The 13,125-nt window shown below is 43.3% G+C and carries 11 protein-coding genes; 4 read left to right on the plus strand and 7 right to left on the minus strand.

What is annotated here, in order from left to right:
* From modB to AB4232_RS07570, 3 genes are all read right to left on the minus strand, one after another.
* Window positions 1–656 (minus strand): molybdate ABC transporter permease subunit (modB, locus tag AB4232_RS07560; RefSeq protein ID WP_372086796.1); only part of this gene is annotated, 656 nt, incomplete at its 3' end.
* Complete coding sequence (gene modA / locus AB4232_RS07565; protein ID WP_372086798.1) at window positions 657–1,415, minus strand: molybdate ABC transporter substrate-binding protein; 759 nt, start codon at window positions 1,413–1,415, stop codon at window positions 657–659.
* A 57-nt stretch (window positions 1,416–1,472) separates the two neighbouring features.
* The gene (locus AB4232_RS07570) at window positions 1,473–2,939 is read right to left on the minus strand and encodes a cobyric acid synthase (protein ID WP_102582277.1); all 1,467 of its coding nucleotides are present in this window, start codon (window positions 2,937–2,939) and stop codon (window positions 1,473–1,475) included.
* Between the two features lie 262 nt (window positions 2,940–3,201).
* Here AB4232_RS07570 and AB4232_RS07575 point away from each other — a divergent pair, with 262 nt between their 5' ends.
* The 3 genes from AB4232_RS07575 (at window position 3,202) to AB4232_RS07585 (ending at window position 6,429) form a co-directional block, all read left to right on the plus strand.
* Entirely contained in the window at window positions 3,202–3,615 is a 414-nt protein-coding gene (locus AB4232_RS07575) for a YgiW/YdeI family stress tolerance OB fold protein (RefSeq protein ID WP_012600619.1), read from the plus strand.
* A gap of 112 nt (window positions 3,616–3,727) precedes the next feature.
* Entirely contained in the window at window positions 3,728–4,252 is a 525-nt protein-coding gene (locus AB4232_RS07580; RefSeq protein WP_009845348.1) for a hypothetical protein, read from the plus strand.
* Window positions 4,253–4,542: 290 nt separating this feature from the next.
* Window positions 4,543–6,429, plus strand: coding sequence for a methyl-accepting chemotaxis protein (locus AB4232_RS07585; protein ID WP_017098265.1), 1,887 nt, complete (start codon window positions 4,543–4,545; stop codon window positions 6,427–6,429).
* A 239-nt stretch (window positions 6,430–6,668) separates the two neighbouring features.
* On the opposite strand, the gene AB4232_RS07590 is transcribed toward AB4232_RS07585, so the two are convergent.
* The 4 genes from AB4232_RS07590 to AB4232_RS07605 all read right to left on the minus strand — a co-directional run bounded on the left by AB4232_RS07590 (window position 6,669) and on the right by AB4232_RS07605 (window position 11,542).
* Window positions 6,669–8,276 carry an ABC-F family ATPase gene (locus AB4232_RS07590; RefSeq protein WP_080518033.1) on the minus strand — a complete coding sequence of 536 codons (1,608 nt, stop codon included), beginning with the start codon at window positions 8,274–8,276 and terminating at the stop codon, window positions 6,669–6,671.
* Window positions 8,277–8,568: 292 nt separating this feature from the next.
* Window positions 8,569–9,255, minus strand: a complete 687-nt coding sequence (locus AB4232_RS07595; protein ID WP_371726744.1) for a RimK/LysX family protein — start codon at window positions 9,253–9,255, stop codon at window positions 8,569–8,571.
* Between the two features lie 11 nt (window positions 9,256–9,266).
* Window positions 9,267–10,451 carry an amino acid aminotransferase gene (locus AB4232_RS07600; protein WP_372086800.1) on the minus strand — a complete coding sequence of 395 codons (1,185 nt, stop codon included), beginning with the start codon at window positions 10,449–10,451 and terminating at the stop codon, window positions 9,267–9,269.
* 251 nt (window positions 10,452–10,702) lie between these two features.
* On the minus strand, window positions 10,703–11,542 hold the full coding sequence (locus tag AB4232_RS07605; protein WP_017098263.1) for an AraC family transcriptional regulator: 840 nt from the start codon (window positions 11,540–11,542) through the stop codon (window positions 10,703–10,705).
* Window positions 11,543–11,632: 90 nt separating this feature from the next.
* Here AB4232_RS07605 and AB4232_RS07610 point away from each other — a divergent pair, with 90 nt between their 5' ends.
* Window positions 11,633–13,060 carry an MATE family efflux transporter gene (locus AB4232_RS07610; RefSeq protein WP_372086802.1) on the plus strand — a complete coding sequence of 476 codons (1,428 nt, stop codon included), beginning with the start codon at window positions 11,633–11,635 and terminating at the stop codon, window positions 13,058–13,060.
* Window positions 13,061–13,125: the final 65 nt, after the last annotated feature.

A 13,125-nucleotide genomic window follows, 5' to 3' on the forward strand; every position in this document is an offset into this window, starting at 1 on the left:
CATTCAGAAAGCATCAGTGAACTCAGTGCGATCACAATAGAAATGACACACAAACGAGCCGCTTCCATTTCAGCTCCAGGGGTTTCAATAAAGGTATACATGGCTAAAGGAATAGTTTGAGTTTCTCCAGGGATATTGGAAACGAAGCTGATGGTCGCACCAAATTCACCCAGACTTCTTGCGAATGAAAGCATGGTGCCAGTAATGATCCCTGGGATCATCAGCGGTAATGTAATAGTGAAGAACACACGAAGCGGTGTAGCGCCCAATGTAGCTGCGGCCTCTTCAAGTTTACTGTCTACGGTTTCTAAGCTCAGTCGTATAGAACGTACCATCAGAGGCAACGCTACGACCACACACGCTAGAGCAGCGCCCTTCCAACTAAAGCTGAATACAATACCAAACACGTCATTAAGCCAAGAGCCAATAACGCCTTGTCTACCCATCATCACTAGCAGCAAATAACCGATGACCACAGGTGGAAGCACCAAAGGCAAATGGACAATACTTTCTACAATGCTTTTGCCCACAAATTGTTTCTTAGCAAGCAGCCATGCCAAGCCGATGCCGATTGGAATAAGCCACAAGATGGCAAAACCAGCGACTTTCAAGCTCAGTATTAAGGCTTGGTATTCGTATTCCGATAGATACATCATTTAACGCACTTCAAATCCAAAACTGTTCAAGGTGTCCTTCGCTTTTTCGCTCTTTAGGAAAGTATAGAACTGTTCTGCGACGACTTTATCGCTCAATTTAGCTACAGGGTAACGTATTGACGTATGTAAATCTGATGGGAACGTCGACACTAGGTTCACTTCTTTAGATAGCAATGCATCTGTTTTGTAAACAATGCCAAGCTTAGCTTCACTACGCTCTACCAAAGCCAATGCCATACGTACATTGTTACTTGGTGCCAATCGAGTCTTCACATCGTCCCATACACCTAACGTTTCTAGCGCTTCTTTCGCATAGATACCCGCAGGAACCGACATGGTGTTGCCAACTGCAAGTCTTTCATTCATTAGAAGTTTAGCCCATTGGTCACCGCTTGAGAGGTCCAAAGATATTGGCGTCTCTTTCGGGGAAATTAACACGAGTTCGTTTTCGCACAAGTTTGTGACATTGTCACTAGTGACCAATTGGCGATCGACTAAATGCGTCATCCATTTTTCGTTTGCCGAGATAAAAATGTCTGCTGGCGCACCTCGTTCAATTTGGCGCACCAAAGACGACGTGCTCGCATACACTGGAATAACATCGACAGAATGATCTTTCTCAAACTCTTCAACCAACAAGTTAACCGCGTTCGTCATCGACGATGCAGCATAAACTCGTAGTTTTTCAGCAGCCAAAAGATGAGTAGAACTCAGTGCTGAAACTAAGACGATAGTTAAAAGGATGACTCGTTTTTTCATTATTCTCATTTAATCTATTGTTCGTTTAAATTCTTGAGCTAACTTCTAAGTTGCGGCCTAAGCTGTTAATTCAGGCCAAAGCAGGTCAAGGTTCAAGTGATCTTCGATGGCATCAGCGATTCGATTGATACCCAACTCTTTAAGCTGTTCATGGTCAATCGCTGTCACATCATTAGCACCTGCCCATTCGCAAATAAGCGACAATGCATCACTGTTATCGAATACGCCATGCAGGTAAGTACCAAAAATTGAGTTATCTTGATTCACAGCACCATCAACACTGCCAGATTCTAACTGAACCGGTAATACCGTTTCATTGACATCAGTCCTACCTACGTGGATTTCATACCCTTTTACTTGTGCAGTTTTGCCATCAAGTGTCATGGTTCCACACACATTGGTTAAAGTTTTCTGCTGTGTTAGTGTCGTTTCAGTATCAAGATACCCCAACCCTTCACTGCTTCCAGATTTCCCTTCAACGCCATCTGGGTCGTGGATGATATTCCCTAGCATCTGATAACCGCCACAAATACCCATCACTTTCCCGCCCAAGCGAAGATGACGCTGAATATCTTTATCCCAACCTTGCTGTTTTAGGTATTCCAAATCGGCTCTTACCGATTTTGTTCCCGGCAATACAATCAAATCAGCGTTGTTCAGGCGCTCGCCTTTGCCTACGTAACGTAAATCAATCGACGGGTTAAGTCGCAGAGCGTCAAAGTCTGTATGGTTACTGATTCGAGTTAGTACTGGCACTACAACCTTAAGTTTAGCTTCTCCATCAGACTCTTGGGCTGAGGTTATCGCATCCTCCGCCTCTAAGTTAAAACCATGCAGATAAGGCAAAACCCCTATCACAGGCTTACCTGTTTTCTCTTCTAGCCAATCTAAACCAGATTGAAGTAACGCAATATCGCCTCTAAAACGGTTTATCACAAAGCCTTTTACGCGCGCTTGTTCAGATTCAGATAATAGAGCTAATGTGCCGTAGAGGTGTGCAAAAACGCCGCCACGATCAATATCAGCAACGATGATCACTGGGATGTCTGCCTTTTCAGCAAAGCCCATGTTCGCGATATCGTTTTCTCGAAGATTTATCTCTGCGGGACTGCCCGCACCTTCAATCATCACGCTTTGGTATTCTTCAGAAAGTCGATCAAACGAATCGATAACCGAATTCATCGCAACTTTCTTGTAGTCGTGATATCCGGTCGCTTCCATATTCGTCAGTGCTCTTCCTTGTAGAATCACTTGCGCACCCGTATCTGAATTGGGTTTTAGCAATACAGGATTCATATGGACGGTAGGCTCAATATTACAAGCTTGTGCCTGAACCGCTTGAGCACGACCAATTTCGCCACCATCTTTTGTCACTGCGCTATTTAGCGCCATATTTTGAGGCTTAAAAGGTGCCACTTTGATGCCTTTCCTTGCCAAAACACGGCATAAACCTGCCACCAAAACACTTTTTCCGGCATCTGACGTTGTCCCTTGAACCATAAGGGCGTTTAACGGTGATCGCATCTGTACTTAAATCCTTTATTTCTTAATTTTCAATTTATAGCTGTGGGCAATATTTCTCTGCCTCCATCTTAACGTCATTGTCGTGTAGATGCTCAATAAAATGAATGGAAAATGAATGTGTTACTCACTCTGGATTCAACCCCAGTGTTGTTTAATAGCTCCATCGAAACGAAGCTTACAAACAAAATAAGCGCACTCACGAAAAGAAACGTTTCAAATTAAGAAAAACGTTTCTAATAAAAACAACATTAAGGGATTCACCATGAAAAAAACTGTATTAGCTATCGCATCTACTATTATCCTCGCTCCTACTTTCGCAATGGCTAGTGACCATCACAGCGACAGTAACAGTAATCACAACAATAGCGACAGTAACCACAAGCATCAGAGCGCTATTGCGTACACGGGACCGATTGAAACCGTTTCAGTTGCGACTCTACTAGCAGACACCAGCATGTTCGCAGAGCAAGAAGCAATCGTAGATGGCAAGATTGTTCGTCAACTAAAGAACGATACGTTCGTATTCTCTGATGGTCAGAGTGAAATTCAAATCGAACTGGATGACGATATCCTTCTAGCGCAACCGCTCACCGCAGATACAAAAGTTCGTATATTTGGCGAATACGAAGGTGGTAAAACGCCAGAGATCGAAGTAGATCATATTCAAGTTTTGTAAGATACGAACTCCGTACCGTCGACTTCTAAGACATGATTTATAACAAATGGCCTGCATATTGCAGGCTTTTTTGCATTATAATGCCGAAAAATATAATTAATATGGAGTCACCATGCTAGGTAGCGCAAACAAGACGGTCCTTTTGGGGTTGGTTACACTGTGTTCATTCTCTGCGTATGCAAACAACTTTAACTACAATACATTTGAGCTACGCACAGGTATTAGCCCTAGTACATTTGGTGGCGAAGTCACAACAATGTTCACTCAAAACTCACACTTTGTTGCTCGAATCGATTCTGAATTTGAAGGGGATTGGGATGCGGCTGTAGGTATGGGGTTCAACGGCCCAATTAATCAGTTGGCTGATATTACTGGACAGATGTTACTGCACAACATCGAACGTAATGATGGTAACCACATTAAAACTGAAATCAATATTGGTTTAAGAGCTTGGTTGCTGGCAAACATTGAAGTTAACGCCCGCCTTGGTCAACTCGTCGACAGCGACGACACGAGTTCAATTGTCGGTGTAGGGGCTCGCTTCCACTCAACAGAACAGCTTTCAGTAGGTATTGATCTTCGAAACAACGGTACTTACGGCCACCAATTCTTAATGTCAGCTCGATTTGGCTTTTAAGTCTATTCAACACTTATGATCCATCAGTGAGCAAATGTTAAATTCGATTGGTTAAACGGTAACTTAAAGGCTAATAGTTTCATGATTTATTGGCCTTAATGCTTGATGTTTCAACTAAAAACTAAACATTTAGCTTAAAACCCTCGAAAATAACCCTTTCTCGTCACTTCCGTTTATAACTCATTTTTATACTATTCACTTATTGATAGAAATCAGTAATAAAATATCTTTACGGTAATACGGCGTACTGCTACTCTCTTCCAAATTTCTAATAGAGTGAAGTACCGTAAATGGGTGTTAGCAATATTTCAATCAAGAACAAATTAACATTAATGTTTGTTGTCATTATTTTCGCAATGACTATGATTCAGACTTATGTAACAGGTAAGCAACTTCTTAACGAAACCTATCGTTCCATTCAGCAGTATTCAAATACACTAACTGATACAACGGTATCGGGTATAGAAAAATGGATTGAAGGCCGAATCAACGTTGTAAATGCAGCGAAAAATTCGTTTACTTTTACCGATGACCCAACCAGCTATTTAACTCAAAGTACGAGTGCTGGTAAGTTCCAAATTGCCTACGCAGGACTTTCTGACGGTCGCTTTCTTCTAGGTGGTGATTTGCCAGTACCGCAAGATTACGACCCACGTACTCGAGATTGGTACAAAGCGCCTATGGCGGCAGGTCAAACAGTCGTCACTGAACCCTATGTTGATGTGGCTACGAATGACCTAGTGGTAACAATTGCAAGCCCATTCAATGCCAACGGTTTCTCTGGCGTTATTGGTGCAGACCTGAACTTAAACACCCTCATCAATGATATTGTAAGTATTGAGCAACCTGGTGTTTACGCTTTTCTTGTCGATGGTAAAGGTAACATTGTTGCCCATAGAGACCGCAGCCTAACGCTAAAGCCTGTTTCTAATATTTCAAACAACCTTTCTGCTCAGAAAATCAAATCACTTGCGCAAAATCCAGAATTTGAAGAGCTAACGATTAAAGGTACCGACTCCCTTCTTTCTGCTCAGAAAGTTCCTCATACAGACTGGTATTTCACTGTTGTTATCGATAAAGACCACTCTTTTGCTTCTTACTATTCATTAGTTCGTCAGTCGGTAATATTTGGTCTAATACAACTTGCTGTAATCGCATTCGTTGCGATGTTTATCATCAAGAAAGCACTGTCGCCATTAACGACACTAAGCTCGGCAATGGAAGCATTGTCCAAAGGTGACGGCGACTTAACACAGCGTATGACTGTTCATAGTAAAGACGAGATTGGCACCCTAGCGCATCACGTCAACGCGTTCATAGCAAAACTTCAAGAGATAGTGCGTGATATTGCGGGCTCTTCGAACCAACTTAATCAGCAGTCTGAAATTAGTACCAATGTCGCTCGTCAAACAAGTGAAGGTCTATCAGTCCAACTTCACGAAATTTCTCAGATTGCTACAGCCGTACATGAAATGTCGGCAACAGCAGAAGAAGTAGCAAACAACGCGCAAATGACGGCTGATTCAGCGATCAGTTCAACAGAGAATTGTGAACAAGGTAAGCAAGTCATCATTCGTAACCAAGATTCCATCACTAGTCTTGCTCAACAAGTTGAGAACGCTTCAGGAATCATTCAAGAAGTTGAGAAGAATGCGTTAGACATCAACACTATTCTATCAACCATTTCTGATATTGCAGAACAAACTAACCTATTGGCCTTAAACGCAGCGATTGAAGCAGCACGTGCGGGTGAACAAGGTCGCGGTTTTGCGGTTGTGGCAGATGAAGTTCGTGTTCTTTCTCAACGAACTCACAGTTCTACAGACGAGATTCGCGAAATGATCGAGACTCTTCAGAAAAACAGCGTCAGTGCGGTTGAATCAATGCAACGTAGCCAAGACTTGGCGCAATCAAGTGTCGATGATGCAAACAATGCGACTATCGCATTGGAAGAGATCGCGACATCGATTCAACAGATCTCGGAGATGGCTTCACATATCTCGAATGCTGCTTCTGAGCAAAGATCGGTTACCGGTGAAGTCAGTAAGAATATTCAGTTGGTTAATGATGTATCAGAAAACATGTCTACTGAGGCTGATAACTCTCGTCACTTGTCTGAAGAGTTGCGCGGTATTGCTCAACAGTTGAATACTCAAGTTCAATTGTTTAAATACTAGACGTACGGATAATTCGTTCTCGTTCTTGGGCGCGGTTAAACAATTTTTTTTAACCGCGTTTAAAATTAGAACCAACATCAGAACGACAAAAAGCCCCGACCACTATTGTGTTCGGGGGCTTTTTTATTCTTATTACTTTCTTATTATAGTCAGCAAATAAACAGTTAGCTGCTAGCCGTTTACCTAATTACTAATGCAACTATAGGTCAACCAATACGGTTATAGACCGACTAAGACTGTTATAAGCTAACCATCAGCATCTTTTTCTGATGATCCAAGTACTCTTCATAAGTACCTTGGAAGCTCACTAATTGTTGGTCTTTTACATCAATGATGTGTGTTGCTAGCGAAGAAACGAACTCACGGTCATGGCTTACAAAGATAAGCGTCCCCGTGTAAACCTTCAATGCGTCGTTCAGGGCTTGGATTGCTTCCATGTCCATGTGGTTCGTTGGTTCGTCCATCACAAGCACGTTGATGTCTTGCATCATTAGCTTGCCGAATAACAGACGGTTCTTCTCTCCACCAGAACAGTTACGCGCTTTCTTGTTCGCATCATCAGCAGTAAACAATAGACGACCTAGAATACCACGTACCATAAGGTCATCGTGCTTCACTGTACGCCATTGTGAGATCCAATCGAAGATACTCAGATCGTTATCAAAGTCAGACGTGCTATCTTGTGGGCAGTAGCCTACTGATGCGTTTTCAGACCATTTAACGATACCTTCGTTTTGCTCTAGCTCTTGAACTAGGCATTTCAATAGTGTTGTTTTACCCACACCGTTCTCACCGATAACGGCAAGACGTGTACCCGCTTCAAGCAGCAAGTTACCACCAGCAAACAGTGTTTCGCCATCGAAGCCGTGACCAAGCTCTTTAAGTTCAAGCGCTTGACGGTGTAGTTTCTTGCCTTCACCAAAATCAATTGATGGGCTCATACGGCTCGATGATTTCACTTCATCAAGCGTGATCTTGTCCATCTTCTTAGCGCGAGAACTTGCTTGTTTCGCTTTAGATGCGTTAGCACCAAAACGGTTTACGAAGTCTTGCAGTTCGCTGATCTCAGCCGCTTTCTTAGCATTGCTCGCTAGAAGTTGATCTCGAATCAAACCTGACGCTTCTAAGAAGTACTCGTAGTTACCCGGGTAAACACGTAGCTCGCCGTAGTCGATATCTGCCATATGTGTACATACAGAGTTAAGGAAGTGTCTATCGTGCGAAATGATGATCATTGTACATTTACGCTGGTTTAGCTCTTCAGCAAGCCAGTTAATCGTATGAATGTCCAAGTTGTTGGTTGGTTCATCAAGAAGCAGGATATCTGGGTTTGCAAACAGTGCCTGTGCCAATAGCACACGCAGTTTCCAACCCGGAGCAACTTGTTGCATCAGGCCGAAGTGAAACTCTTCTTCAATACCCGCTTGGATTAGGATATCACCAGCACGGCTTTCTGCTGTGTAGCCATCCATTTCCGCGAATTCACTTTCAAGCTCCGCGACTTTCATACCATCGTCTTCGCTCATTTCTGGCAAAGAGTAAATACGGTCACGTTCTTGTTTTACTTCCCACAGTTTTTTGTCACCCATGATCACTACATCGATAACGCTGTACTGTTCAAAAGCGAACTGATCTTGGCTTAGCACACCCAGTTTCTCTCCAGGAGTGATCGAAACGTTGCCCGAGCTTGGCGTCAATGCGCCACTTAGGATTTTCATGAACGTTGATTTTCCGCAACCATTGGCGCCGATCAAACCATAACGGTTTCCGTTACCAAATTTAGCAGAGATGTTTTCAAACAGCGGCTCTGCGCCAAATTGCATTGTGATGTTCGCGGTAGATATCAAAGAACTAATTCCTAAGCGTGTACTGACAGATAATTATTTGGCTATTTCAATTAGCCAAAATAAGAAGTACGAAAGTATGGATTAAACATAAAACGAAGCGCGGATTATATAGAGATCAGGATCACATTGTCGAGGTTAAACAGTGAACGAATGAAGAACAACGCGCAATAAAGTGTATTTCGTCGTTTATTACATCATAAAAAGAAAAAATCCCCACTAATTCCATTAGTAGGGATTCCATTTCTCATCAATAAAAGCATCAGACTCTAATTCGAATGAATACCGATTGACGCTATTTAGTTACTTTTTTCTGAACGTATTTTTGACCAACATCGACAACGGCAACATCTCTAAAGAAGCTTCTACCCAACAGAATTGGGAAAGAAAGATGCGTTCGGTCTGCTAGCGTAAACTCAGTCTTATCTTTTAGATCGCCGATTTGAATTGAAGCGACAACAACAGCACGTCGTTGTGTACCTTCCGCGCTCGACTGCTTGATCTTAACCCAACGCTCTACCGGCAAGCTGATCTCTTCAGTTGTTATGCCGTCATGTTCAATTTTGAACTTAACCCAATCTTTACCGTCACGTTCGAAATCAACAATATCAACGGCACTGATTGATGATGTTGTTGCACCTGTATCAACTCGTGCTTTAAACGCTTCTTTAAGACCAGGAACAAACACCCACTCCTCTTCGCCAAGAATCAGTTTGCCATCACTTGTCTTGGTTGGTTTTGCAGTCGGTTTTTGTTCAGGCTTTGGTTTCGCTTCTGGTTCCGTTGGTTTTACTTCTTCAGGCTTCTCTGTAGGTTCCGTTACTTTCTCGCCTTCCGTTGCGTCAGTCTTAGAAGAGTCATCGACAACAGGTTGTTCTACTTGAGGCTTTTGCTCTGGCTCGACAGGAACTTGAGTCGTTGTCGAACAAGCAAACAGGCCACCACTTAGCATTAAAACTACAATCGCTTTCCAATTATACATTCAGTCACCTTCTATTTTGAAACGTTGGCTATCGCTTTAGCCACATAAGGAATATGGGATTCAGAAAGGCCCGCGATATTGATGCGTCCGTCACCAACACCATAGACTCCATATTCTTCACGTAGTTGATTCATTTGAGTTTCTTTAAAGCCTAGTACACTAAACATGCCTTTATGGCTTTCGATGAAGTCAAATTGTGACGTGTTGTAAGTATTTCGCAATTCATCACATAAACTTTTGCGCAGATTTAACAAACGTTGCTGCATTTCACTCAACTCTTGTTTCCAAATCGTCGTTAGTTCTTGATTCTGAAGAATTGTTTTAACCAACGCGGCACCATGATCTGGCGGCATTGTGTAAGTTGAACGAGCCAGTGTCAGTAGCTTACCTTTAGCATTGCCTACGTGTTCGCTGTTCTTACCGATAACAATCGCGGCACCCGTTCTTTCACGGTACAAACCGAAGTTTTTCGAACATGACGTCGTAATCAACATCTCTTCTACGTTGTTCGCCATATGTTGAAGACCTTTTGCGTCTTCTTCTAGGCCATCACCAAAGCCTTGGTAGGCAATATCAACAAACGGTAAGAAACCATTCTTTTGCGATAACTTAGTAATTTCCTGCCACGCTTCAAAATCAATGTCAGCACCCGTTGGGTTATGACAGCAACCGTGAAGAAGTACCACGTCTGATGGACCCGATTTTGAAAGGTCGGCCAACATTTTAGCAGTATCAACTTGCTTCGTTTCAGGACTGAAGTAATTGTAGTATCGAACTTTTAAGCCCGCCGCTTCCATCACCGGTTTATGGTTAACGTAGCTTGGGTTTGAAATCCAAACCGTTGTGTCTGGTTGAGAGACTTTCATCAAGTCACCCAACATGCGAAGTGCACCACTTGCACCTGGTGTTTGAATCGCAGCAACGCGACCTATTGCAGAAGTCCCTTTAAGCAACAGATCAACCATGCTCTGGTTAAACTCTTCACAGCCTGCTAGGCCAACATAAGCTTTGGTTTTCTGTGTTTCAACAACGATATCTTGAGCCTTAGAGACGGCTTTCATGATCGGTGTTTCACCTTGGTCGTTTTTGTAAACGCCAATGCCTAAGTCGACTTTATCAGTGCGAGTATCGCCGCGGTAAGCGACAGACAGAGATAGAATTGGATCTAAAGTTGGTTTTGGTAGATGTGAAAACATGAAAGTCACAACCCTTTGAAATTCAAGTATGAGTTTCACGTTAACATTATCGTAGACAAATCAGAAACATTTTTTAATAGAAGCGCTTAGTTACCATTAGTAATTAGAAGTAATCAGAGATTGGTCATTTCAAACGGATAAATAGTGCAAATTTCAAACACCTAATAACCAATTGCACAATTCAAAGCGCTGTATTTCTATGTATCTTATGCTTCTATGTGTCTTATGTTTGCATGCGCCTATAAAGATCGCTATTGGGCACTTTGTTTGAATTGTCTTGGTGTCATTCCTGACCACGCCTTAAACCGAGTGCTAAAGTTAGCGGCATTTGGATATCCGACTATCTCACCAATGTGTTGAATCGACCAATCACTCGATCTAAGTAGCCGTGCAGCGTATTCCATTCTCATACGCATGATATGAGTCATAGGGCTGTGCGAGTAATAGCGCTGACACAAACGATGGAAGTGTGGCTCTGAGCACGGGAATAAGCTCGCGAGTTCATGAACGTTCCATTCTTTATGGAGCTGCTTTTGTACATTATCGAAAACGCGTCTTAAGCGGATCAAATTGCGCGATTGCTGCTGCGGAACCGGCGCATTAATCATGAACTCTATTTGGGCAACGCTGTGAGTGGCAATCGCTCCACCTAAATCTATGGGTAAGGCAATACTTCTCAACAGAGTATGAATGCACGACGAGACGACTTCTGCCGCCGGAGACAGCGTATAACTCACCTCATCATTGACGACATTTTCCCATAGCTTGTCGGGCGAGAGAAAGATCCATGCGATCTGCCATGTTTCCTCTTCAATACCAAAACCATTCTCTATTCCTGCTGGAACAGTAATGCACGAACCCGGTTCTAAAATGTAACGACACGCCCCACTTTCTAACCAACCTTTTCCTCTCACGGTATACAACAGCATGTGTTTCTGTTGGTTCTTACGATACACCGAAAAGAAGTCTCGACACGACGCCGTCCCACATTGAACGATACCGAGCTCTTCAAATGCCAAAACATGGCTTTGATCGACAAACTCTTGGTGCGTCTTTTCAGAGATCTCATACCTTTCTTGTTTATCACTCATATCACTGCTAACTCATTCAATTGGCCAACTTATCAAAGTGGATAGTTTGGCAAAAGTTTGTGATGAGTCTGAAGAATACAGCGAAAACAAATGCCGATAAACTTCTCGCATAATCACTACCGGGGAAATGCGATGCTCTCGACATATCGTCATTTAGACAAAGAATTTTGGCAAAAACTATTACACATAGGTTTACCAGTCTCGTTGCAAACCATGTTGTTTTCACTGCTTGGCGTGGTCGATATTTTTATGGTCAATCAGCTTGGTGATTCTGCAACCGCCGCGGTTGGTGTTGGCAACCGTATCTTCTTCTTCAACTTGATCATGGTATCGGGGATTAGTGGAGCCGTGAGCGTGCTAGCTTCGCAATATTTTGGTGCCGGTGATTTCAACGGAATTCGACGTACACTAGCGCAATCATGGGCACTTTCGATCTTTGCCATCATGCCCTTTGTGTTCATCTATACATTGGCTCCTGAATCAGTCGTGTCTGTGGTGGCCTCAGACCCTGATTACGTCCGCTTGGCAACGGATTACCTTTGGATAACAGGAGCCAGCCTTATTGGTACCGCTGTAGTTGTGCCGCTAGAGAGTGCACTTCGTTCTGTGGGCGAAGCCAAGCTCCCCACCAAAATCAGTATCTGGGCAATCATCGTCAATGCAATTCTCAATGCCCTATTGATCTTCGGCTTGTTTGGGTTTCCAGAACTGGGTGTGGTTGGTGCGGCAATTGGTACTACGGTGTCTAGGTTCTTTCAAACGGTTGCCCTGCTTGCTATGGCAAAGAGACACTACGCCCACCTATTTCCAACACTAAGCAATTGGCGAGATACGATATTACCGAAGCACAGAAAGAAGTACTTCACGATAGCCATACCTATGTTGGTGCATGACACTGCATGGGCGGGCGGGATTCTTATTTACAACGTTATTGTTGGCCAAATGGGTGTTGGAGAACTTGCGATCATTTCCTTGCTATCGCCTGTCGAAAGCATTTTGATCTCTGCTTTTTTGGGTTTTGCGGTTGCGGCTTCCATCATTCTAGGTAACGAGATCGGTGCGAAGAACTATCAACGTGTCGAGAATACAGCTTGGGGTTATGTGTTAGTGAGTTGTGGGCTTGCTGCTTTACTGGCGTTAATGTGCTTTATCGCCAAACCCGCGATCGTATACATGATCGGTCTTACTCACTTAGCGCTCAAAGATACGGCCGTTAACGTTACCTTAGTAATGGCACTCGGTATGGTACTAAGAGTCTTCAATATGGTTGGTATAGGCGGAGTGCTGAAAAGTGGTGGAGACATCAACTACAGCATCTTCATCGACCTGTTTGGCCACTGGGCAATCGGTATTCCCCTCGCCTATTTCACCGCTTTGGTACTGGGTTGGCCGCTAGAATGGGTTTTGATGATTGTGCTGCTAGAAGAGTTAGCGAAAATAGCTTTAACTAGCCAGCGGATTCACTCTAAGAAATGGATCAACAACTTAATAGAAGAGCCAGATCAGGTCGTTGCTTGAATGGTAGTTTAAGCGAATAAACGAAAAGAACTCACACCCAAGGGCCGATTGGTTGCATTGCGCTA

Origin of the sequence: Vibrio sp. 10N.286.46.A8 (assembly GCF_041470165.1) — a bacterium.
GTDB classification, from domain to species: Bacteria; Pseudomonadota; Gammaproteobacteria; order Enterobacterales; family Vibrionaceae; genus Vibrio; species Vibrio tasmaniensis_A.